The 21,392-nt window shown below is 73.8% G+C and carries 22 protein-coding genes and 1 pseudogene; 12 read left to right on the top strand and 11 right to left on the bottom strand.

The genetic code is table 11. The features are described 5' to 3' along the window. Positions 1 to 655 (top strand): annotated as a pseudogene (locus E4P41_RS22075) (TPM domain-containing protein); the annotation flags it as partial. Positions 656 to 730: 75 nt separating this feature from the next. Further along, positions 731 to 1,507 (top strand): VOC family protein, encoded by a 777-nt coding sequence (locus E4P41_RS10315; protein ID WP_135141170.1) that lies wholly within the window; start codon positions 731 to 733, stop codon positions 1,505 to 1,507. A gap of 120 nt (positions 1,508 to 1,627) precedes the next feature. On the opposite strand, the gene E4P41_RS10320 is transcribed toward E4P41_RS10315, so the two are convergent. The 5 genes from E4P41_RS10320 to E4P41_RS10340 form a co-directional block, all read right to left on the bottom strand. After that, entirely contained in the window at positions 1,628 to 2,050 is a 423-nt protein-coding gene (locus E4P41_RS10320) for a PPOX class F420-dependent oxidoreductase (RefSeq protein ID WP_245177250.1), read from the bottom strand. A gap of 24 nt (positions 2,051 to 2,074) precedes the next feature. After that, positions 2,075 to 2,950 (bottom strand): ATP-binding protein, encoded by an 876-nt coding sequence (locus tag E4P41_RS10325; protein WP_209307640.1) that lies wholly within the window; start codon positions 2,948 to 2,950, stop codon positions 2,075 to 2,077. Beyond that, positions 2,947 to 3,138 (bottom strand): ATP-binding protein, encoded by a 192-nt coding sequence (locus E4P41_RS10330; RefSeq protein WP_135141173.1) that lies wholly within the window; start codon positions 3,136 to 3,138, stop codon positions 2,947 to 2,949. Before E4P41_RS10330 ends, E4P41_RS10325 begins: the two co-directional genes overlap by 4 nt. 84 nt (positions 3,139 to 3,222) lie before the next feature. Further along, complete coding sequence (locus tag E4P41_RS10335) at positions 3,223 to 4,191, bottom strand: pirin family protein (RefSeq protein ID WP_135141174.1); 969 nt, start codon at positions 4,189 to 4,191, stop codon at positions 3,223 to 3,225. Then, a complete protein-coding gene (locus E4P41_RS10340; protein ID WP_245177251.1) occupies positions 4,188 to 4,820 on the bottom strand; it encodes a pirin family protein in 633 nt (210 codons plus the stop codon). Before E4P41_RS10340 ends, E4P41_RS10335 begins: the two co-directional genes overlap by 4 nt. 148 nt (positions 4,821 to 4,968) lie before the next feature. On the opposite strand from E4P41_RS10340, the gene E4P41_RS10345 reads away from it, so the two are divergent. Continuing rightward, a complete protein-coding gene (locus E4P41_RS10345; protein WP_209307641.1) occupies positions 4,969 to 5,835 on the top strand; it encodes an alpha/beta hydrolase in 867 nt (288 codons plus the stop codon). Then, positions 5,835 to 7,643, top strand: coding sequence for an ABC-F family ATP-binding cassette domain-containing protein (locus E4P41_RS10350; protein ID WP_135141176.1), 1,809 nt, complete (start codon positions 5,835 to 5,837; stop codon positions 7,641 to 7,643). Before E4P41_RS10345 ends, E4P41_RS10350 begins: the two co-directional genes overlap by 1 nt. A gap of 82 nt (positions 7,644 to 7,725) precedes the next feature. On the opposite strand, the gene E4P41_RS22080 is transcribed toward E4P41_RS10350, so the two are convergent. Both E4P41_RS22080 and E4P41_RS10355 read right to left on the bottom strand, forming a co-directional pair. Further along, on the bottom strand, positions 7,726 to 7,893 hold the full coding sequence (locus tag E4P41_RS22080; protein ID WP_167761021.1) for a hypothetical protein: 168 nt from the start codon (positions 7,891 to 7,893) through the stop codon (positions 7,726 to 7,728). Then, positions 7,894 to 8,220, bottom strand: a complete 327-nt coding sequence (locus tag E4P41_RS10355) for a hypothetical protein (protein ID WP_135141177.1) — start codon at positions 8,218 to 8,220, stop codon at positions 7,894 to 7,896. Between the two features lie 360 nt (positions 8,221 to 8,580). Here E4P41_RS10355 and E4P41_RS10360 point away from each other — a divergent pair, with 360 nt between their 5' ends. The 8 genes from E4P41_RS10360 (at position 8,581) to mnhG (ending at position 16,557) form a co-directional block, all read left to right on the top strand. Beyond that, positions 8,581 to 9,327 (top strand): histidine kinase, encoded by a 747-nt coding sequence (locus E4P41_RS10360; protein ID WP_135141178.1) that lies wholly within the window; start codon positions 8,581 to 8,583, stop codon positions 9,325 to 9,327. After that, positions 9,324 to 9,983 (top strand): response regulator transcription factor, encoded by a 660-nt coding sequence (locus E4P41_RS10365; protein WP_135141179.1) that lies wholly within the window; start codon positions 9,324 to 9,326, stop codon positions 9,981 to 9,983. Before E4P41_RS10360 ends, E4P41_RS10365 begins: the two co-directional genes overlap by 4 nt. 75 nt (positions 9,984 to 10,058) lie before the next feature. After that, complete coding sequence (locus E4P41_RS10370; protein ID WP_135141180.1) at positions 10,059 to 12,947, top strand: Na+/H+ antiporter subunit A; 2,889 nt, start codon at positions 10,059 to 10,061, stop codon at positions 12,945 to 12,947. Beyond that, on the top strand, positions 12,944 to 13,486 hold the full coding sequence (locus E4P41_RS10375; protein WP_135141181.1) for a Na(+)/H(+) antiporter subunit C: 543 nt from the start codon (positions 12,944 to 12,946) through the stop codon (positions 13,484 to 13,486). The genes E4P41_RS10370 and E4P41_RS10375 overlap by 4 nt, the downstream gene beginning before the upstream one ends. After that, positions 13,483 to 15,237, top strand: a complete 1,755-nt coding sequence (locus E4P41_RS10380; protein WP_209307642.1) for a Na+/H+ antiporter subunit D — start codon at positions 13,483 to 13,485, stop codon at positions 15,235 to 15,237. Before E4P41_RS10375 ends, E4P41_RS10380 begins: the two co-directional genes overlap by 4 nt. Further along, positions 15,234 to 15,812, top strand: coding sequence for a Na+/H+ antiporter subunit E (locus E4P41_RS10385; protein ID WP_135141182.1), 579 nt, complete (start codon positions 15,234 to 15,236; stop codon positions 15,810 to 15,812). Before E4P41_RS10380 ends, E4P41_RS10385 begins: the two co-directional genes overlap by 4 nt. Beyond that, positions 15,809 to 16,138 (top strand): monovalent cation/H+ antiporter complex subunit F, encoded by a 330-nt coding sequence (locus tag E4P41_RS10390; protein WP_135141183.1) that lies wholly within the window; start codon positions 15,809 to 15,811, stop codon positions 16,136 to 16,138. Before E4P41_RS10385 ends, E4P41_RS10390 begins: the two co-directional genes overlap by 4 nt. A 5-nt stretch (positions 16,139 to 16,143) precedes the next feature. After that, positions 16,144 to 16,557 (top strand): monovalent cation/H(+) antiporter subunit G, encoded by a 414-nt coding sequence (gene mnhG / locus E4P41_RS10395; RefSeq protein WP_245177257.1) that lies wholly within the window; start codon positions 16,144 to 16,146, stop codon positions 16,555 to 16,557. A gap of 18 nt (positions 16,558 to 16,575) precedes the next feature. Here the strand turns inward: mnhG and E4P41_RS10400 are convergent, their stop codons facing one another. The 4 genes from E4P41_RS10400 to E4P41_RS10415 all read right to left on the bottom strand — a co-directional run bounded on the left by E4P41_RS10400 (position 16,576) and on the right by E4P41_RS10415 (position 21,356). Beyond that, on the bottom strand, positions 16,576 to 16,887 hold the full coding sequence (locus tag E4P41_RS10400; protein WP_135141184.1) for a hypothetical protein: 312 nt from the start codon (positions 16,885 to 16,887) through the stop codon (positions 16,576 to 16,578). Positions 16,888 to 16,996: 109 nt separating this feature from the next. Beyond that, positions 16,997 to 18,682: a 2-isopropylmalate synthase gene (gene leuA, locus E4P41_RS10405; protein ID WP_348536479.1), complete on the bottom strand. Its 1,686-nt coding sequence runs from the start codon at positions 18,680 to 18,682 to the stop codon at positions 16,997 to 16,999. 236 nt (positions 18,683 to 18,918) lie between these two features. Then, positions 18,919 to 19,560, bottom strand: coding sequence for a helix-turn-helix transcriptional regulator (locus E4P41_RS10410; protein WP_135141185.1), 642 nt, complete (start codon positions 19,558 to 19,560; stop codon positions 18,919 to 18,921). Positions 19,561 to 19,763: 203 nt separating this feature from the next. Next, a complete protein-coding gene (locus tag E4P41_RS10415; protein WP_209307643.1) occupies positions 19,764 to 21,356 on the bottom strand; it encodes a phospholipase D-like domain-containing protein in 1,593 nt (530 codons plus the stop codon). Between the last annotated feature and the right edge of the window lie 36 nt (positions 21,357 to 21,392).

Genomic DNA, 21,392 nt, shown 5'->3' on the forward strand with positions numbered 1-21,392 from the left:
AGCCGACGCCGCGCTACGCCCCGCGGACGGCGGCCTGCCCGACCCCCTGGCCGCGCTGCGGCAGCTCGAGGAGGCCGGCATCGCGCTCGAGCAGGCGCTGGGCGTGGCCCGGGACGCGCAGGAGCGGACCCGGCGGGCCGCGGCGGCGCTCGACCAGGCGCTGCTGACCGCCCGCTCCGGCATCGCGGCCGCCGGCGACTTCATCGGCACCCGCCGCGGCGCCGTCGGCCCGGAGGCGCGGACCCGCCTGGCCGAGGCGCAGCGGCACCTGGACCTCGCGGTCGTCCAGGGCCGCGACGACCCGGTGGCCGCGCTGCGAGAGGCCCAGCAGGCCGACGCGCTGGCCCGGCTGGCACTGCAGCGGGCGCAGTCCGACGTCGCGAGCTGGGGCGGTGGCTTCGGTGGGGGCTACGGATCCGGCGGGTACGGGCCGGGCGGCTACGGGCCCGGCGGCTTCGGCGGCGGTTACGGCGGGAGCCGCGGCGGCGTGGACCTGGGCAGCCTCGTCCTGGGCGGCATCCTCTTCGGCGGCGGCGGCGGCGGCGCGGGAGGCTACGGCGGAGGCTACGGCGGCGGGGGCTACGGCGGCGGGCGCCGCTCGGGACGTTTCGGTGGCTCGCGCAGCCGTGGCCGCTCCGGCGGCGGGCGTTTCTGACCCTCCCCGCGCGACCCCCTGGGAACTGTCGGCCCCCGGTGCCAGGGTGTCCTCCCCACCCCACGAGGAGGAGCGATGCCCACTCGGAACACCCCGTGGCCGGCCGGCACCCCGTGCTGGATCGACTACGGCGCAGCGGAGATCGACGCCGCCAAGGACTTCTACGGCCGCCTGTTCGACTGGCAGTTCACCGGCGGTGACCCCGAGTACGGCGGGTACCTCAACGCCACCCGCAACGGCGAGCAGGCCGCGGGCCTGGGCCCGCTGATGAACCCGGGCGACGCCCCGGGCTGGACGACGTACTTCGCGACCGACGACGCCGCCGCCACGGCCGCCCGCATCCGGGAGGCCGGCGGAACCGTCGTCGTGGAGCCCATGGAGGTCGGGCCGTTCGGCACGATGGTCATCGCCGCCGACCCGCAGGGCAACGCCTTCGGGCTGTGGCAGTCCGGGCAGCACACCGGGTACCGCGTCTTCAACGAGCCCGGGTCGCTGGTCTGGAGCGAGGCCGCCGTCGACGACCCGGCGGCGGCGCGGAACTTCTACGCGGCGGTCTTCGGGTTCTTCTTCGCCGAGGTCCCCGGCGCCGAGGGCTACACGACCTTCGCGCTCGGTGGCGACCCGCTCGGCGGCCTGGGCGGCCACCAGCCGGGGTCCCCGAAGGGCTGGACGGCGTGCTTCGCGGTGGCCTCCACCGGCGACGCCGTCGCCACGGTCGAGGCCGGCGGCGGCAAGGTGACGATGGCGCCGATGGACACCGAGTACGGCCGCTTCGCCGTGGTGGAGGACCCGTGGGCCGCGCCGTTCTCCGTCATGCAGGTGCCCGAGGGCATGCAGGTCCCGGGGAGCTGAAAGAGGACCCCTCCTGGAGCCCCCGCATGCATCGGGGATGCGGAGGGGACCGCTCGGGGATGCCGACGAGTGAGCCGGGCCGGCGCGTCAGGGGCGCGCCGGCTCAGCCGGGCATCGGGCTCAGCCGCGCACCTGGCCGTAGGCGTGCTCCGGGCGCAGGCGGACGACCAGCCGGCGGTCGGCGACCATGGCCGCGCGGTAGGCGCCCCAGTCCTCGTGCTCGCCGCTGAGGGCGCGGTAGTAGCTGACCAGCTCCTCGACCGTGGCGTCGTGCGGATCGGCCGCGACCGGGCTGAGCTCCGCGGTGCCCTCGACGGCGACCCACGTCCAGAAGTCGCCGGACGTGACGTGCAGCGTCGCCCGGGGGTCGGCCTGCAGGTTGCGGGTCTTGGCGCGGTCGGCGGTCACCGAGATGCGGGCCAGCTGCTGCTCGTCGTCCCAGGCGTAGAAGAGGTTGGACAGCTGCGGCCGGCCGTCACGCTTGAGAGTGGCGAGCACACCCCGGCGGTTCCCGGCGACGAAGGCGAGCATCCGGGAGTCCACGCTTGCAACCATAATCGATCCTTGTCATCTGGCCACGGATGGCGTCTTGAGTGGTCGCCCGCTCTCCGATTGCTTCTTCCGCGTGCGCTTCTCCGGAAAGCTAGGCCCTGGGCCGTACTTGACCGCAACCCCATGCTGTTGCTGAGACACGCGAACTAGAATTTCTCGGCCAACGTAGTCACGCAGAATGTCCCGCGCTTGATAGACGTCGACATCGAACACGCGCTGTACGGTCGCGTTATTGATGATTCCGCAATCCCGAACGTGTTCGATCACCTTTCTATCTATATCGGTAGTGGCGCGCCGGTGATACTTGACGGCCGGGCCAAGTGCGGCCAGGGCGCCGCTTCGTAAGCGATATGTAGGATGGCGACTGTTGGCAGTTCCGGCGGTCGGCTCGAGGATCTCTGCCTCGCATGAGCTGAGTCGCCGCAGCACTCCCTCGGTTGCATCCGTGTTGCGTTGAATCATCGTTGCTGCCCGGCTGGCGGTGAGCGTCTTCTGCTCGCAGAGCACACGAACGATCAATAGCGCGTCAGTGTCTTCCCGTTCAGCGATGGGAAGGTCGGCAATGAATCGGGTGATGCGCGCATTGGGCGGCCCACCCCGGAACGTAACTCGGGTGCCAAGGCCGATTGCTTCTTCTTGCACTTCGGGAAGATTTCGGCCAGTTCGAATCATCTCGCGGAACATGCGGTCGACCCCTTGTCCCGGCTCCTCGGCCAAGCCAAGGATGCGAAAGGCTGTGGACAGAGGGGGGAATCGGGCCTTGCTACCACTGGTAAGGATGTTCTGTGGCGTGATGCCGGATACCAAGGGACCCGGCGAGGTGACGGATAGAACCTCTGGCGAATGCTCGACTTGGACAGGGCGCCGCTCGCGGTAATCGCCATGGATCAAGGCGTGACCCCGACGATCAGGGTCCCTCCGGTGGCGTTGGCGAAGCAGATCGCAGCCTCGGCAAGGTCTTGTGCGGTCTCCCTGTCACTGTTCTTCTCGACCTTGAAGTCGAGCGGCTGACCCTCGAGGCTGGCGGCGGAGCGGGTGCCCCTCCAGATGGACTGGAGAACTTTGCTGACGTCCTGCATGACCGTCCTTCGGGGCGGAGTTTGAGGCGAGTGACACTCCGTCAGTCCCCCCAAACTCCTGTCAAAGGCGCGGCATCATCCGCATCAGCGGACCCTGCCACGGGCCTTGAGCGGCACCGGGGGCAGCGGCGGGGCCGGCAGCCGGTCGCCGTCGTAGCCCACGACGGCGCCGAAGCGCTCGTCCTCGGCGTCCCACCGCTCGGCGTACTCGGCGATCTCCTCACCGCTCCGGCCGACGAAGTTCCACCACATCACGATCCGCTCCTCGAACGGTTCGCCGCCGAGCAACAGCAGCCGGGCGGCCTCGCCAGCACGCATGCGCACCGAGCGGCGTCCGGTGCCGAGGTACAGCATCGCGCCGCGCTCGAGCAGCGCGTCCTCGACCTCCGCCGAGCCGGACGAGGCCAGCAGGGCGTACTCGAAGTCCGGCTCCAGCGGCAGCTCGACGTCCGCACCGGCGGCCAGGTCGAGGTCGGCGCCGACCAGCGGCGTGTGCGCGGTGCCCGGCGAGCCGGCGCCGCCCAGCTCGCCCATGAGCACGGTCGCGGTCAGTCCGTCGGAGGCGAAGCCGGGCAGCTCGGTGTGGTGGGCGAAGGCCGGCGCGGTGTCGCGGGCGGCATCGGGCAGCGCCACCCACAGCTGGGCGCCGTGCAGGAACCGCGGGTGCGCCGCCGGGGACTGCTCGGAGTGCGCGATGCCGTGTCCGGCGGTCATGAGCGCGAGCTCGCCGGGCCGGATGACCGCGTCGCTGCCGAGCGAGTCACGGTGGTGCACCTCGCCTTCCAGCAGCCAGGAGACGGTCTGCAGGCCGGTGTGCGGGTGCGGCGGCACCTGCATGCCGGGGGAGGAGGCGATGTCGTCGGGGCCGTAGTGGTCGACGAACGCCCAGGCGCCGACCAGCCGGCGGCCCAGCGTGGGCAACAGCCGGCGCACCCGGGTGCTCTCGCCGAGCAGCACCTCCTTGCCCGGGAGCAGGTCGAGCACCGGGCCGGCGGGAGTATCTGCGAGGCCGCCGAGCTCGCGGGCGGGTGGGCGGCGGTCGAGGTTGCTCATGGTCCCTCCCGGAGGGCGTCAGGCACTTCCAGTCTGGCCGGTCTCGCCGCGGACGGCAGCGTGTGGTACGGCGAGCGGGCGACGTCCCCGGCGATGACGCGCACCAGGGCGCCGGCGGCCGCACTGGCCAGCAGCACGGACTCGTTCGCCCGCAGGTCCTGGTAGCGCGGCCCGACCCACTTCGGCGCCTGCGGCAGGTTCGCCCACAGCTGCAGACCGTGGAAGAGCCCGCCGCTGACCACCAGGTGCTCCGGCGGCCGCTCGACGTGCAGCACCCCGCCGCCACCGTGCGAGTCGGCGTGCTCGAAGGTGCCGTCGAGGATGTAGGTGACGGTCTCGGAGCCGCGGTGCGGGTGCCAGGAGGTGCCCTTCGGCTCGCCCGGCGCGTGCCGGTTGTGCCCGCCGTCCAGGCGAGCGCCGTACTCGACCTCGCCCATCTGGTCCAGGCGGAGGAACGGGTCCGGCGCGCGCAGGTCGACGCCGGCGAACGCGCGGCGCACCGGGAAGCCCTCGCCCTCGAAGCCGGGCGGCGCGGTCGTGACCGAACGGCTGCGGCGGCGGACCGTGCCCGGTGCGGGCAGCGGCACGCGGGGGAGTGCGGTGGTGTCCTCGACGGTCACGGCGGGCATGCCTGCCTCCTCGGTCGAGGGCTCGACTAGCGTCTGGCGTAGCGCCGTCCGTGCCGTGTTCCTTCCCTCCCAGACCGGCGAGATCGCCGACCTCGTACGGCTACCGGTCGCCCCGCCGGCCCGAGCCGCGGCTGCCAGGCTGCGGTTCGTGGACACGTTCGAAAGCACCGACGGCACCCGGCTCGCCTGCCACCGGGAGGGGGAGGGCCGCCCACTCGTCTGCCTTCCTGGCGGGCCGATGCAGGCCTCGGCCTACCTCGGCGACCTGGGCGGGTTGTCCGCACACCGCGCGCTGGTGCTGCTGGACCTGCGCGGCACCGGGAACTCCGCCGTCCCGGCGGATCCGTCGACCTACCGGTGCGACCGCCAGGTGGACGACGTCGAGGCGCTGCGCGTCCACCTCGGGCTGGACCGGCTCGACCTGCTCGCGCACTCGGCCGGCGCGGCCCTGGCGCTGCTGTACGCCACCCGACACCCCGACCGGGTCGCCGGCCTCGTGCTGGTCACGCCGAGCCCGCGGGTGGTCGGCCTCGAGGTCTCCGACGCCGACCGTCGGGAGGTCGCCGAGCTTCGCCGTGGGGAGCCGTGGTTCGCCGAGGCCTTCGCCGCCTTCGAGCGGATCTGGGCGGGCGCGGCCACCGAGGGCGACTGGGCGGCGATCACCCCGTTCACGTACGGGCGGTGGGACGACGTCGCCCGGACCGGCGACGCCCGGGCGGAGGCGCAGCGCAACGCGGATGCGGCGGCCCGCTACTACGCCGACGGCGTGTTCGACCCGACCGCCGTCCGGTCGGCCCTCACCCGCCTGGCGGCGCCGGTCCGTCTCGTCGCCGGTGAGGTCGACGTGGCCCTGCCGCCGTCCCGCGCCGCCGACTACGCCGCGCTCTTCCCGATCGCCGAGCTGGTGGTGCAGCCGGGCGCCGGGCACTTCCCCTGGCTCGACGACCCCGGCGCGTTCGTGCGGACGGCGGTCGCCTCCCGACCCGCGGTCGGCCGCGCGGATACTGGCGGGTGATGAGCGCGCCCCTCAACCTGGTCAACCTCGAGCGGGTGCACAAGGCACACGGCACCACCGTCCTGCTCGACGACGTCTCGCTCGGCATCGCCGCCGGTGAGCGGATCGGCGTGGTCGGCCGCAACGGCAGCGGCAAGTCCACGCTGCTCGGCGTCCTCACCGGCCGGGAGGAGCCCGACTCCGGCCGGGTCACCCGCCGCGGCGACCTCGCCGTCGGCGTCCTCGACCAGTCGGGCACGCTGCCGCCCGGTGCGACGGTCCGCGACGTCGTCCTCCCCGAGAGCCTGTTCGCCGCCGAGCACGAGTGGGCCGCCGACCCGGCGGTGCGCAGCGTGCTGACCGGCCTGGAGCTCGACCGGCTGGGCCTGGACTCCCCGGTCGCCCCGATGTCCGGCGGGGAGCGCCGGCGGGTGGCGCTGGCAGCAGGGCTGGTCCGGCCGCTGGACCTGCTGGTGCTCGACGAGCCGACCAACCACCTCGACGTCGAGGGCGTGGCCTGGCTGGCCGACTACGTGAAGAATCGGGTCGGCGCGCTGGTCGTCGTCACCCACGACCGGTGGTTCCTCGACGAGGTCTGCAGTCGGACCTGGGAGGTCGCCGACGGCCGGGTGCACGCCTACGAGGGCGGCTACGCGGCCTACACCCTCGCCCGGGCCGAGCGGGCCCGCATCGCGGCGGCCACCGAGGAACGCCGGCTGAACCTGGTCCGCAAGGAGCTGGCGTGGCTGCGCCGCGGGCCGCCCGCACGCACGAGCAAGCCCCGGTTCCGCATCGAGGCGGCCCAGGCGCTGATCGAGGACGAGCCGCCACCGCGCGACTCCCTGGCGCTGAAGGGCTTCGCCAGCCGGCGGCTCGGCAGGACGGTCTACGACGTCGAGGACGTCGACTACGCGGTGCCGGGAGACGACGCGCCGCGCCCCCTGTTCCGCGACCTCACCTGGCACGTCGGCCCGGGCGACCGCATCGGCGTCGTCGGCGTCAACGGCGCCGGCAAGACGACGCTGTTGCGCCTCCTGCTGGGCGAGACCGAGCCCGACCGCGGCCGGGTGGTGCGCGGGCAGACCGTCGCGCCGGCCTGCCTGTCCCAGCACGTCACCGAGCTGCCCGGCCGGCTGCGGGTGCTCGAGGCGGTCCAGGAGATCGCCCGCATCGCCCGCATCGGCAACCAGGAGATCTCGGCGTCGTCCCTGGCCGAGCGGTTCGGCTTCCCGGCGTCCCGGCAGTGGACGCCGGTCGGCGACCTCTCCGGCGGCGAGCGGCGGCGGCTGCAACTGCTGCGGCTGCTCATGGGCGAGCCGAACGTGCTGCTGCTCGACGAGCCGACCAACGACCTCGACATCGACACGCTGACCGCGCTCGAGGACCTGCTCGACGGCTTCCCCGGCACCGTGCTCGTGGTCAGCCACGACCGGTACTTCGTCGACCGCGTGTGCGACTCGGTCGTCGCCCTGATGGGCGACGGCTCGCTGGCCGCCCTCCCCGGCGGGGTCGAGGAGTACCTGGCCCGCCGTGCGGCGGGGGAGGCGGCGCTGCCCTCGGCGACGTCCGCGGCACCGGCGGCGGCTCCGGCGGATGCCCCGGTCCGGTCGGGCGGGGAGGTGCGGGCCGCCCGCAAGGAGGCCGCCCGGCTGGAGCGGCGGCTGGAGAAGCTCACCGCGGAGGAGGAGCGGCTGCACGGCGAGCTCGCCACCGCCGCGACCGACCACACCCGGGTGCTGGAGCTCGACGAGCGGCTGCGCGTCGTCCTCGCCGAGAAGGAGCAGGTCGAGACGGATTGGCTGGTCGCCGCGGAGGTCGCCGAAGGCTGACCCGGCCGGGCCGGACGTCACGACGAGGGACCCCGCGCCACCGTGGTGGCGCGGGGTCCCTCCGGGTGGGCCGGGTTGAGGGTCAGGCGACCGCGGCGGGGACGGCGGACTCCGCACGGTGGCGGGCGATCATCCGCAGGCCGACCACGACCGCCGGCACGGCACTGATCAGCGCGAAGCCGGCGTAGGGCAGCGGGGAGAAGGTCAGCAGCATCGACGCCGCGAGGCCGACCACCGCGGGGGCGAGCAATCACCAGCCGGCCACCCCGGCCCGGGCCAGCCCGGCGTAGACCACCAGCGGACCGAGGATCCCGAACAGCGTGAGCATGCCGACCACGGCCACGCCTGGGTTGGCGGCGACGCTCTCGAAGAGGGCCACGGCCGTGCCCGGGTCGAGTTCCCGGCCGATCGCGGCGGTCCAGTGGTCGTAGAGCACGGACCCGGCCACGGTGACCAGCCCGACGGCGGCCAGGAGCGCACCGACGGTGGTCGGGATCCGGCCGCGCCGGCCGCGCACGAGCGCCGGGGCGGCCAGCCAGCCCAGCGCGAGGGCCAGGTTGCCGTAGTGCAGCAGCATCGCCGACAGCGTGGTCTGCCCCTCGTCGCGGGCCAGCGCGGCGATGTAGTCGGCCGGGGCGAGGGAGTCCTGCGGTGGCGCGGTGGGCCATGCCGGCGGCGAAGAGCAGCGAGCCGGCGATCAGCGCGCCGCCGGCGATCGGCAGCATGAGCGAGCCGGCGCTGCGGGCGGCGGAGGTGGGAGGAGCGGGGTGAGTGCGGAGGTCGGTCGTCATGGCTCGGAACGCTAGGAACGGTGCCGGGACCTGCGCGTCCGTCGCGGCGCACCGACCTGCCTCCGTCGTGCGACGGAGGGCGGTACCCCCGGCGTTCGGCCGTGAGGGGGATCCCCCTCGAGCCCGGCGGGCCCTAGCGTCGCGCCATGCCCTGGTCACCGCCCGGCCGCGCCCGCCTCGTCTGGCCGGCCGTCGACCTGCTGGCCGAGCAGCAGCAGGCGGTCGCCGGCGCGGCGGTCGTGGCCGAGCGGGCTCGCATCGCCCGTGAGGTGCACGACTCGGTCGCCCACTCGGTGAGCGTCATGGTGCTGCAGATGGGCGGCCTGCGCCGGCTGCTGCCCGACCACCCGGAGGCCCAGGAGGTGCTGCTCGGCCTGGAGCGGCTGGGCCGGGAGTCGGTCGACGAGATGCGCCGGGTCGTCGGGATCCTGCGCGAGGGGCCGGGCGGGGAGGCTGCTTCCGCGCCCGCGCCCCGGCCCTCGCTGTCCCGGCTCGACGCCGTCCTCGGCGAGCTGCGCGTCGCCGGCATGCCGGTCGAGCTGGTCGTCACCGGCCAGCCGGTCGAGCTGCCGCAGCTGGTCGACGTCTCCGCCGTCCGGGTGGTGCAGGAGGCGCTGTCCAACGTCGTCCGGCACGCCGGCGCCGCGGCCACCCGGGTGACGGTCGGGTACGCGCCGGACGCCGTCACCGTCACGGTCACCGACGACGGCCGGCCACGGGTGCCCGGCGAGCCGCCGGTCGGCGCAGGCGGGCACGGGCAGCTGCACATGCGTGAGCGGGTCGCCGTCGCCGGGGGCCGGCTGGAGGTCGGCCCGGTCCGCGGGGGCGGCTACCGGGTCCGCGCCACCTTCCCGGTCGGGGTCCCCACCCCGGTCACGGGCGTGCCGGCATGAGCATCCGCGTGGTGCTCGTCGACGACCAGGCGATGGTGCGCACCGGGCTGCGCATGGTGCTCGCCGCCGAGCCCGACATCGAGGTGGTCGGCGAGGCGGCCGACGGGGTGGCCGGTGTCCGGGTGGTCACCGAGCAGCGTCCGGACGTCGTCCTGCTCGACGTCCGCATGCCGGGCGTGGACGGGCTCGAGGCGGCCCGCCGGATCGTCGCCGCGGAGCTGCCCACGAAGGTCGTCGTCCTGACCACCTTCGACGAGGACGAGTACGTGGCCGCGGCGCTGCGCGCCGGGGTCAGCGGCTTCCTGCTCAAGGTCGCCCCACCCGAGGACCTCGTCGCCGCGGTGCGGACCGTCGCGGCCGGGCAGGGCCTGCTCGACCCGGCGGTGACGCTGCGGGTCATCGAGACCTTCGCCGCGACTCCCGCGCCGGGCCCGCAGCGAGCCGGGGCGCTGGCGCAGCTGACGGAACGGGAGACCGACGTGCTGGCGCTGGTCGCCGCCGGGCTGTCCAACGCCGAGATCGCCGCCCGGCTCTACCTGGGCGAGGCGACGGTCAAGACGCACGTGAGCCGGGTACTGCTCAAACTGGGCCTGCGGGACCGGGTCCAGGCGGTGGCCTTCGCCTACGAGAGGGGGCTGGTCAGGCCCGGCAGGTAAGCTGGAAGTCACCGCTGGCCGTCGTCGACCGACGTTCCTGGTGTCCCCGAGCTGCCCCTCGACTCCCGGAGACACATGCTCGTACTGCTGCTCCTCCACCTGCTCGCCGGCGTGCTGGCGCCCGTGCTCGTGCGGTGGTGGGGACGGCAGGCGTTCCTCGCGCTCGCCCTGGTGCCCGCCGCCGGCTTCGCGTGGACGATGGCCCAGCTGGACGCCGTCGTGGGCGGTGACGAGGTTCGCGAGGCCGTCCCATGGGTTCCCGCCCTCGACCTGGCCGTCACCCTGCGGCTCGATTCCCTGGCCCTGCTGTTCGCCGCCCTGGTCACCGGGGTGGGCGCGCTCGTCCTCGTCTACTGCGCCCGCTACTTCGAGCCCGACGAGGAGGGCGTCGGCCGGTTCGCCGGCAACCTGACCGCGTTCGCCGGCTCCATGCTCGGTCTGGTCCTCGCCGACGACCTGCTGCTCCTCTACGTGTTCTGGGAGCTCACCACCGTCTTCTCCTTCCTCCTGATCGGGGGCTCCGGAGCGCGGGTGGCGGCGCGGCGGGCGGCCAGCCAGGCGCTGGTGCTCACCACGGCCGGCGGGCTGGCGATGCTCGTCGGCCTGATCATGATCGCGGAGGCGAGCGGCAGCTACCTGCTCTCCGAGGTCGTCGCCGACCCCGGCAGCGGGCCGCTGCTGACGGCCGGCACCGTGCTGGTCCTCGCCGGGGCGGTGACCAAGTCCGCCCTGGTGCCCTTTCACTTCTGGCTGCCCGCCGCGATGGAGGCGCCGACGCCGGTCAGCGCCTACCTGCACGCGGCGGCGATGGTGAAGGCCGGCATCTACCTCGTCGCCCGGCTGGCCCCCGGCTTCGCCGACGTGCCCGGCTGGCGCCCGATCGTGCTGGGCCTGGGCGTGGCCACGATGCTGGTCGGCGGGTACCGGGCGCTGCGGCAGAACGACCTCAAGCTGCTGCTGGCCTTCGGCACGGTCAGCCAGCTCGGCTTCCTCATGACGCTGGTCGGGGCCGGCAGCCGCGAGCTGGCGGCTGCCGGGCTGGTGATGACGCTGGCCCACGCCCTGTTCAAGTCCACGCTCTTCCTCGGCGTCGGCGTCATCGACCACGCCACCGGCACCCGCGACCTGCGGGAGCTCTCCGGGCTCGGGCGGCGGCTGCCGGCGCTGGCCGGCGCCGCAGGCCTCGCCGCGGCGTCGATGGCCGGCCTGCCTCCGCTGCTGGGGTTCGTCGGCAAGGAGGCGGCCTTCACCGCGCTGTGGGACGGCGGGCTGCCCGACCGGACCGCCGCCGTCGTCGTCCTCGCCGGCCTGGTGCTGGGCTCGGTCCTCACCGTCGCGTACACCCTCCGCTTCGTGTGGGGGGCCTTCGCCCGCAAGCCGGCGTCACCTCCCACGGCTCCCGCCGAGCTGGCGCACCCGCCGACCGCGCTGTTCCTCGCCGCACCCGTCGTCCTCACCCTGACCGGCCTGGTCCTGGGCCCGGCCAGCCCGCTGCTCGAGCCGTTGGTCGCCGGGTACGCCGACACGCTGCCGCTGCTCGCCCCCGAGGTCGTCCCCCTGGCGCTCTGGCACGGGTGGCAGCCGGCCCTGGCGTTGTCGCTGCTGACGCTGCTCGGCGGGGCCGCGATCTTCGCCGCCCGGCGCCCGGTGCACCGGCTGCAGCGCCGGTGGGCGGTCGGGGCCTCGGCCGACGAGGGCTACTGGAACACGCTGCAGGCCGTCGACCGGCTCGCCGTCCTGGTCACCGGCACCACCCAGCGCGGCTCGCTGCCGGCCTACCTCGGCACGATACTCGTCGTGGTCCTGGCCCTGCCGGGCTCCGTGCTGGTGTTCCGCGCGCCGTGGCCGGGGGAATGGCGGGCCTGGGACACCCCGGTGCAGGCGCTGGTCGGCGCGGTCGTGCTCATCGCCGCCGCCCTGGCGCTGCGGATCCACCAGCGGCTGTCCGCCGTCCTGGTCGTCGGCGTCACCGGATACGGCCTGGCGGTCCTCTTCGCGCTGCAGGGCGCCCCCGACCTCGCGCTCACCCAGTTCCTCGTCGAGACGCTCACGCTGGTCGTGTTCGTGCTGGTGCTGCGCAAGCTGCCCAAGGACATCACCGAGCGCCACCGACCGCGGGAGCGCGCCGTCCGCGGGGTGATCGCCGTGGCCGTCGGGCTGCTGATGGCCGGCGTGGGCGCCGTGGCACTGGCCGCCCGTACCGCGACGCCGGTCTCGGTGGCCTACCCCGAGCAGGCCTACGAGTTCGGCGGTGGGAAGAACGTCGTCAACGTCACGCTGGTCGACATCCGGGCGTGGGACACCCTCGGCGAGATCTCCCTGCTGGTGGTGGCCGCGACCGGCATCGCCAGCCTGGTCTTCCTCCGGCGGCGGACCGGCGTGATCGCGCGGCTGGCGCAGGAGCAGCGGGCGGTCCGGGCCGAACGCTGGTCGCGGCGGGCGCCGCGGCGGCGCTGGCTGGCCGGCAGCGTGGCGCTCGCCCCGGAGCGTCGCTCGGTCGTGCTCGAGGTGCTGACCCGCATCCTGTTCCACAGCATCATCGTCTTCTCGCTGTTCCTGCTGTTCAGCGGGCACAACCAGCCCGGGGGCGGCTTCGCCGGCGGCCTGGTGGCCGGCCTCGCCCTCGTGCTCCGCTACCTCGCCGGGGGGCGGTACGAGCTGGGCGAGGCGGCGCCGGTCGACCCGGGGCTGCTGCTCGGCGCGGGCCTGCTGGTCGCCGGCACCACCGGCGTGGGCGGTCTGATCCTCGGTGCCGAGGTGCTGCAGTCGGCGATCTTCGACTTCACCCTGCCGGTGCTCGGCGACATCCACCTGGTGACCTCGCTGTTCTTCGACATGGGCGTCTACCTGATCGTCGTCGGGCTGGTCCTCGACGTGCTGCGCAGCCTCGGCGCGGAGCTGGACCGCCAGGAGGACGAGCACGACGCCATCGACCTGGCACCCGGGGAGGTGGTCCTGCGATGACCCCGACCGTCGTCCTGCCCGTGATCATCGGTGGGCTCTACGCGGCCGGTGTGTACCTGCTGCTCGACCGCAGCCTCACCCGGGTGCTGCTGGGCTTCCTGCTCCTGGGCAACGCCACCAATCTGCTGGTGCTGTCCTCGGGCGGCCCGGCGGGTGGACCGCCGATCATCGGGGTCACCGAGCCCGGGGAGATGAGCGATCCGCTGACCCAGGCCCTGGTGCTGACCGCGATCGTGATCACCTTCGGCATCGCCGCGTTCCTGCTCGCGATGATCTACCGGTCGTGGCGCCTGGTCCGGCAGGAGGTCGTCGGCGTCGACGAGGAGGACCGCCGCGTCGCGCGGCGCGAGGGCATCCACGCCGACGAGCTCGACCCCGACGACCTCGCGCCCGAGGACCGTTCCGCGGCGCACGCCGACAGCCTGCACAGCAGCTCGCTGGAGGGGGACCGGGCGGCCGAGCACGCGCTCGCCGAGCGGTACGCGGGCATCCCCTCGGACGACGTCGACCTCCCGCCGACCCGCGGGGCCGCCCGGTGATCAGCGTCCTCACCCCGCTGCCGGTGCTGCTGCCTCTCCTGGGCGCGGCCGGCGCGCTGCTGGTCGGCCGGCACCCGTGGACCCAGCGGACGCTCAGCATCCTGGTGCTCAGCGCGGTGCTCACCGTCTCGGTGCTGCTGCTCCTGCTCGCCGACGCTGGCGGGGCCGCCGCGATCTCGGTCGGGGGCTGGCCGGTGCCGCTCGGGATCGTGCTGGTCGTGGACCGGCTCTCCGCGCTCATGCTCGTCGTCGCCACGACGGTCGGGCTGGGCGTACTCGTCTTCGCCGTGGGGCAGGGCTCGGCCGACGGCGACGAGGAGACCCCGCTGTCGATCTTCCACCCGACGTTCCTGGTCCTCATGGCCGGTGTGGCCAACGCCTTCCTCGCCGGCGACCTGTTCAACCTCTACGTCGGCTTCGAGATCCTGCTGACCGCCAGCTACGTCCTGCTGACCCTCGGCGGCTCGGCCCCGCGGATCCGAGCGGGGATCACCTACATCGTGGTGAGCCTGATGAGCTCGCTGATCTTCCTGGCCGCGATCGGCCTGGTGTACGCGGCCACCGGCACGGTGAACATGGCTCAGCTGGCCGGCCGGCTGGCCGAGCTGCCGGCCGGCATCCAGGTGCTGCTGCAGTCGATGCTGCTCATCGCCTTCGCGATCAAGGCGGCGATCTTCCCGCTGTCCGCGTGGCTGCCCGACAGCTACCCGACCGCGCCCGCCCCGGTGACCGCCGTGTTCGCCGGGCTCCTCACGAAGGTGGGCGTCTACGCCATCATCCGCACGCAGACGCTGCTGTTCCCCACCGGAGCGCTCGACGACGTGCTCATGTGGGCGGCGCTGGCGACGATGCTCATCGGCATCCTGGGCGCGATCGCGCAGACCGACATCCGCCGGATCCTGTCCTTCACCCTGGTCAGCCACATCGGCTACATGGTGTTCGGCATCGCCCTGGCGACGGCGGCCGGCCTCGCGGGTGCCATCTTCTACGTCGTCCACCACATCGCCATCCAGACGACCCTGTTCCTCGTGGCCGGTCTGGTGGAACGGCAGGGCGGCTCGACGGCGATCGACCGGCTGGGCGGGCTGGCGAAGGCCTCGCCACTCCTGGCGGTGCTCTTCTTCGTGCCCGCGATGAACCTCGCCGGCATCCCGCCGTTCTCCGGGTTCATCGGCAAGCTGGGGCTGCTGCAGGCCGGTGTCCAGGGCGGCGGGTGGCTGCCGCTCACCCTGGTCGCGGCCGGGGCGGTGACCAGCCTGCTCACCCTGCTCGCGGTGTCCCGGGTGTGGACCCGGGCGTTCTGGCGTCCCCCGACGCAGTCCCCGGTGCTGGACACCGACCAGGCCGCGGCCGACGAGGCCGGGCCCGACCTCGTCCCCGAGCCCGTCGGTGCCCCGGCCTCCGGGGACGGGGCGACCGGCGGCGACGGCCGGCTGCCGAACGGGGCCACGGCCGCTGACGACGCCGGGAGCCGCGCTGCGGCCCGGCGCGCGGCCTGGGCCCGGCACACGGCGGTGGCCACGGCCAGCACGCCGCCCGCCGACCAGATGGGTGACCCCCGGGTCGAGCCTCCCCTGAGACCGCTGCCGAGCGTCATGGTGGCCTCGACAGCGGCCATGGTCGCGGTCACGGTGGCCCTCACCGCCCTCGCCGGTCCGCTCTACGAGATCGCCGACCGTGCCGCGGAGGACCTCCGGGGCCGTGGCCCGTACCTGGAGGCCGTCTTCGGCGATGTGGGGGAGACGCCGTGAGCGGCACCGTCGCCGATGCGGGCGCGGTGGGCCGGCTGCGTCACCAGCTGCCACTGCTGCTCTGGCTGGTCGCCGTCTGGAACCTGCTGTGGGGCACCTGGTCGTGGGCGAACCTGATCTCCGGGGTGGTCGTGGCGCTGGTGGTCACCCTCGTCCTCCCTCTGCCGGCGGTCGTCGGGGGAGTGCGGGTGCGCCCGGTCGCCGTCCTGGTGTTCGTGGGCACCTTCCTGGTCGACCTCGTCCGCGCCGGCGCGCTGGTCGCCTGGCAGACCGTGCGGCGCCGGGGCATCTCGTCCAGCGCGATCCTCCGCGTCCAGCTGCGCACCGACTCCGACCTGCTGCTGACCATCGTGACCGAGGCGGTGACCCTGGTCCCCGGCTCGATGGTCATCGAGATCGACCGCGAGACGCGGGTGATCGGCCTGCACGTGCTCAGCGTGGACACCGACGAGGACCTCGACCGGCAGCGGCGGTCGGTCCTCCTCACCGAGGAGCGGGTGGTGCGAGCGTTCGGCACGGCCGAGGAGATCGCCGCGTTGCAGCGTGCGCCGGAGCCCGCGGGGAGGCCGTCGTGACGGTCGTCTACTGGCTGGCGAACGTCCTGCTCGGCGGAGGGGCGCTGCTCACCCTCGTCCGGCTCGCGCGCGGACCGTCGCTGCTGGACCGGGTGGTGGCCACCGACACGCTGCTGATCATCATTGCCGCCGGCCTGGCCGTACATGCGACGCTGGCGCGGGACCCGACGCTGGTGCCGGTGCTGGTCGTCGTCTCGCTGCTGGCCTTCGTCGGCTCGGTCTCCGTGGCCCGCTACATCGGCGGCATGATGGTCCACTCCAGCGGGAGCGGGCAGGACGCCGGCCTGCCCGACGCGGCCGAGCAGCGAACCGGGGGTACCCCGTGAGCGGGATGATGGGGGTTGTCGCCGACGTCGTGGCCGCGACCTGCCTGCTGCTCGGGTCGCTGCTGTGCCTGACCGCCGGGCTGGGCCTGGTGCGCTTCCCCGACGTGCTCACCCGCATGCACGCCGGCACCAAGCCGCAGGTCCTGGGCATCCTGCTGATCATGGTCGGCGGTGCGATCCGGCTGCAGGGCTGGTCGGCCACCTGGATGCTGTTGCTGGTCGCGGTCTTCCAGACGCTCACGGCGCCGATCAGCGCGCACATGGTGAGCCGGGTGGCCTACCGTCGCCGACACGTGCGCCGCGACCGGATGGTGGTCGACGAGCTGGGCGTGGCGCCGCGCAGCCCCGGCGAGGCGCGCGGTGACGAGCCCGCCGACGCGGCCCCGTCCCGAGGCTCGCCCCGAGCTCGCGAAGGGTGAGGAGGACGGGGTCCTTCTTCAGCCCGGCTGAGCCAGCCGGAACGGCAGCCCCTGGTCGTCGCGGCACAGCGCCGACCGGCCGGAGGACTGCTGTTCCGTTCCACCTCGCCGGCCTCGCCGCCCGCCGTCCGGACCGGCGACGGCCACCTCGAGGTCGTCGACCGCGTACATCGGGACGATGCCGGGCTCGCCGGCTCTGCCGCCCATCGGCACCGGCCCCTCGACCTGCCAGCCGTCGGGTCGGCGGCCCGGAGCCGCCGACCAGCCCAGCACCGACTCGTAGCAGTCGCGGGCACGGGCACCGTCGGGCACCCGGAGGGTGAGGGACACCGCGTCACCCGGCCGCACCGGCGGACGCGGTACGGCGGACCTGCGCCGATGATGTCGCGACCGGATCGTGAGCGGGGCGTCGTCCGGCGCTCCGCCCACGGTCCGGTCCTCAGCGCTGGGCCCGATTCACCGCCGAGACGACCGCGCGCAGCGACGCGCTCACGATGTTGGGGTCGATGCCGACGCCCCACAGCACGCGGTCGCCGACGGCGCACTCGACGTAGGCCGCGGCGCGCGCGTCTCCGCCGGCGGACATGGCGTGCTCGGCGTAGTCGAGGACGCGGACGTCGACGTCGAGGCCCCTGAGCGCGTCGACGAAGGCTGCGATCGGGCCATTGCCGCGGCCCTCGACGGTGACCGGGACGCCGCCGTCGGTCAGCTCGACCACCATCTCGTCGAGCTGGTCGCCGTGCGCCCGGTGCCGGTGGCCGGCGAGCGCGAACCGTCCCCACGGCGCGTCCGGGTCGGGCAGGTACTCGCTGGAGAAGGCCGCCCACATCTGCTGGGCGGTCACCTCGCCACCCTCGTCGTCGGTGTGCCGCTGGATGACCGCGCTGAACTCGATCTGCAGCCGGCGCGGCAGGTCCAGGTGGTTCTCGGTCTTCATGATGTAGGCGACGCCGCCCTTGCCGGACTGGCTGTTCACCCGGATCACGGCCTCGTAGCTGCGGCCGACGTCCTTGGGGTCGATCGGCAGGTACGGGACCGCCCACGGCATCTCGTCGACCTGCTTGCCCGCCGCCGCGGCGTCGGCCTCGAGAGCCGTGAATCCCTTGTTGATCGCGTCCTGGTGCGAGCCGGAGAAGGCGGTGTAGACGAGGTCACCGCCGTAGGGGTGCCGCTCGTGCACACCCAGCTGGTTGCAGTACTCGACGGTGCGGCGGATCTCGTCGATGTCGGAGAAGTCGACCTGCGGGTCGATGCCCTGGCTGAACAGGTTCAGCCCCAGGGTCACCAGGTCGACGTTGCCGGTGCGCTCGCCGTTGCCGAACAGGCAGCCCTCGATGCGGTCGGCCCCGGCCCGGAAGCCCAGTTCGGCGGCGGCGACGGCGGTGCCGCGGTCGTTGTGCGGGTGCAGGGACAGGACGACGGAGTCCCGGCGGCCCAGGTTCCGGTTCATCCACTCGATCTGGTCGGCGTAGACCGTCGGCTCGGCCATCTCGACGGTCGCCGGCAGGTTGACGATCGTCGGCCGGTCCGGGGTCGGCTCCCACACGTCGGTGACGGCGTTGCAGATCTCGACGGCGAAGTCGAGCTCGGTGCCGGTGAAGGACTCCGGCGAGTACTGGTACCGGATCTCGGTCTCGGGCATCTGCTCGGCCAGCTTGCGGACCAGCTGCGCGCCGTGGACGGCGATGTCGACGATGCCGGCCCGGTCGGAGTCGAACACGACCCGCCGCTGCAGGGTGGACGTCGAGTTGTAGAGGTGGACGATGGCCTGGTCGGCTCCGCGCAGCGACTCGAAGGTGCGCTCGATCAGCTCGTCACGGGCCTGCGTGAGCACCTGGATGGTGACGTCGTCGGGTACCAGGTCGTCCTCGATGAGCTGGCGGACGAAGTCGAAGTCGGTCTGGCTGGCCGCCGGGAAGCCGACCTCGATCTCCTTGTAGCCCATGCGGACCAGCAGCTCGAACATCCGCCGCTTGCGGTCGGGCGTCATCGGGTCGATCAGCGCCTGGTTGCCGTCGCGCAGGTCGACGGCGCACCAGCGCGGGGCCTGGGTCGTGACCTTCTCCGGCCAGGTGCGGTCGGGCAGCACCACGGGGGTGAAGGGGACGTAGCGGTGGATCGGCATCCCCGACGGCTGCTGGGGGTTCCGGACGTGCGGGTGGTTCTCGCTCATGTTCCTGCTCACGGGGGGTTCGCTCCTCTGGCGCGGGCTGGACTCAGCTCCGGTGGGGCGGTCAGCAGGCGCCGGGGACGCGCTCGGCCACGGCAGGATCTCCGCGGCGAGGGGGCCGACCTAGGAGAGGGCCTCGCCGCGGCGGGTAAGCAGGAGGCTGCCGCGCACAGGACCACGGTAGCAGCGGGTCAGCCCAGGTCGCAGCCACACGCGCAAACGGTGGCGTGCCGGGCCGGACCCGAGCCGTCGTCGACCTCGTCGCACTCCGGCGGACAGCTGCAGGTCAGGCCGGGGTCGACGTGCGCGAACTCGCCGGCGAGGAACCGTCGCTGCCGTTCCTCGGCGACGGCGCGCCAGTGCGTGTCCCGGCGCGCGTGGGCGCGGGCCTTCGGCGAGTCGCCGGGCTGCGGGAGCTGATGGTCGTCCGGCGTGCCGTCCCGCGCCCGGTGCCAGTCGCGCACCCAGCGGGCGCGGTCGAAGGTGTACCAGGGCTGCTCGCGGTCGTGGCCGTGACCCTGGTGCGAGTACCACCACTCCTCGTCGCCGTAGCGGGTGTCGAGGTGGGCCGGGTAGTACCGGCCCGCCCTGTCCCGGACCGCCTCCGGGTCCATCCCGGGCACCTCCCGGCCGCCGGCGTCCACCAGCGCCAGCCGCAAGCCGGCCAGCTCGGCCGCTCGCCCGAGCACCCTGACGTCCAGGCCGGACCTGCCGCTCTCGGCCGCCGCCACCGCGGACTTCGAGACCCCGATGCGCGCGGCCAGTTCCCGTTGGGACAGGTCGGCGACTCGGCGGATGCGGCGCAGCATGCCGCTGTGCGCGGGGTCGGTCACGGGGTCGAGGGTCCCGCCGACGCCGGCCACCGCGGGCCCGGCATGTGCACCTGTGGAAGCTCGTGCTCTGCCCACAGTGCTGGGCAGAGCACAACTCTCCGAGAGGGGACACTGCCCCGCTCGCCGTCGTGCTCTGCCCACGGTCCTGGGCAGAGCACGAGCGTGCGGGGAGGAGGTGTCTGGGGCCGAGTGGCGCGGGCGGGTCAGAAGCTGCGGGTCTGGCGCATCCGCCAGGGGCGGCCGTCGGGGTCGTCGATCAGACGGTAGACCGGTGTCGCCCACAGCCGGGTGGACAGCGGGAGCCGCTCGGCGCGGTGCGGGCGCAGCCGGCCGGGCGGACGAGGGCCGCCGCGGCCGCCGGCGTGCCAGGCGTCCAGCGTCGCTGCGCTCTCCTCGAGGGCGGCGACGAACTCCTCGGGGTCGACTAGCCCGTCGTCCTCGCTGCCGTCGGTGGCACGGTCCAGGTGCTCGCGGGCCAGTTCCAGCCGCAGGTCGCGGGCGAACACCCGCGCCCCGTCGCCGGTGCCGGCGGGGTCCCGCGGCTCGCGGGGGTCGCGGGCGGTGTCGAGGACGACGCAGGACAGCTCGCTGTCGTGGGTCCAGGAGCGGCGGTTGAAGTTGTCGCTCCCGACGCTGGCCCAGACGTCGTCGACGACGCAGACCTTGGCGTGCACGTAGACCGGCGTCCCCTCGTGGTTCTCGACGTCGAACACGTGCACCCGGTCGCGCCCCGCCCGCTGGCACATCTCCAGCGCCTGCCAGCGGCCGACGTACTGGGGCCGCGAGGAGAAGGCGGTCTCCTGGTCGGGCACCCGCGGGACGACGACGACCAGGTGCAGCTCGGGGTGGTCAGTCAGCGCCTCGGCGAACAGGCGCGCCACGTCGGCCGACCACATGTACTGGTCCTCCAGGTAGACCAACCGGCGGGCCCGCTGGATGGCCTTCGAGTAGCCGCGGGCGATGGATCGCTCGCCGCGGGGTGCGAACTCGTATCCGGGCCGGATCGCCGGGTAGGTGCGCAGGTTCTGCACCAGGTGCGGTCCGCACGGCGGCGGCGGGGGGAGCTGCGGCGGCAGGGGCGCGGCCACCAGGTCGGCGCGCCGGAACCGGTCGCGCACGTAGGCCAGCGGGTTGTGCGAGTCCGGGCTCGTGGGGTCGTCCCACCGTTCCCGGAAGACGGTGTCCAGCACGCCCACGGCCGGTCCGCGAACCATGAGCTGCACGTCGTGCCAGGGCGGGTTGGGCCCGTAGGCCGACGCCATCGCCAGCGGCTGCGGGTCGCCGGCGTGGCGGGCGTCGTCCCGGCGGCCGTGGCACAGGTCGATGCCGCCGACGAAGGCGACGTCCCTGGTCGGGTCCTGGTCGTGCCGCAGGACGACGCACTTCTGGTGGTGGCTGCCGAGGCGGTGCACCCGCTGGTCGAGGATCACCTCGCCGCCGCCGTCCTCGATCTCGGCGTCGAGGGCCCGGTTCGCCTCCTTGCTGAACGACAGCCAGTCGAAGTGCGAGCGCCACACCAGCCCGCGGACGCAGACGCCGCGGCGCACCGCGTCGGTGAACAGCTGCGCGACCGTGGGCCCGCCCGGGCGGAGCTGTTCGTCCGGGTCGCCCCGCCAGTCGGTGAAGAAGAGGTGGTCGCCCTCGTCCAGGGCCTGCACGGCCTCCACCAGGCGGTCGAAGTAGGCCGCCCCGTGCACGAGCGGGACGGCGAGGTTGCCCGCGGTCCAGGCGGGCAGCGTCGTCGCGGGGTTACCGCGCTCCTCGGCGCTGAGCAGCCACCGCTCCGGGTCGTCCACCGGGTGATCACATCTCGCCGTGCCGGGGGACGCAAC

The organism is Geodermatophilus sp. DF01-2, from assembly GCF_004571065.1.
In the GTDB taxonomy this organism is placed as follows: domain Bacteria; phylum Actinomycetota; class Actinomycetes; order Mycobacteriales; family Geodermatophilaceae; genus Geodermatophilus.

Bases quoted from the DNA above. Each gene is read 5' to 3' on its own strand.
- E4P41_RS10315 (WP_135141170.1), top strand. From the start codon at position 731: ATGCCCACTCGGAACACCCCGTGGCCGGCCGGCACCCCGTGCTGGATC.
- E4P41_RS10330 (WP_135141173.1), bottom strand. From the start codon at position 3,138: ATGCAGGACGTCAGCAAAGTTCTCCAGTCCATCTGGAGGGGCACCCGC.
- E4P41_RS10335 (WP_135141174.1), bottom strand. From the start codon at position 4,191: ATGAGCAACCTCGACCGCCGCCCACCCGCCCGCGAGCTCGGCGGCCTC.
- E4P41_RS10340 (WP_245177251.1), bottom strand. From the start codon at position 4,820: ATGCCCGCCGTGACCGTCGAGGACACCACCGCACTCCCCCGCGTGCCG.
- E4P41_RS10350 (WP_135141176.1), top strand. From the start codon at position 5,835: ATGAGCGCGCCCCTCAACCTGGTCAACCTCGAGCGGGTGCACAAGGCA.
- E4P41_RS10355 (WP_135141177.1), bottom strand. From the start codon at position 8,220: ATGCTGCTGCACTACGGCAACCTGGCCCTCGCGCTGGGCTGGCTGGCC.
- E4P41_RS10360 (WP_135141178.1), top strand. From the start codon at position 8,581: ATGCCCTGGTCACCGCCCGGCCGCGCCCGCCTCGTCTGGCCGGCCGTC.
- E4P41_RS10365 (WP_135141179.1), top strand. From the start codon at position 9,324: ATGAGCATCCGCGTGGTGCTCGTCGACGACCAGGCGATGGTGCGCACC.
- E4P41_RS10370 (WP_135141180.1), top strand. From the start codon at position 10,059: ATGCTCGTACTGCTGCTCCTCCACCTGCTCGCCGGCGTGCTGGCGCCC.
- E4P41_RS10375 (WP_135141181.1), top strand. From the start codon at position 12,944: ATGACCCCGACCGTCGTCCTGCCCGTGATCATCGGTGGGCTCTACGCG.
- mnhG (WP_245177257.1), top strand. From the start codon at position 16,144: ATGATGGGGGTTGTCGCCGACGTCGTGGCCGCGACCTGCCTGCTGCTC.
- leuA (WP_348536479.1), bottom strand. From the start codon at position 18,682: ATGCCGATCCACCGCTACGTCCCCTTCACCCCCGTGGTGCTGCCCGAC.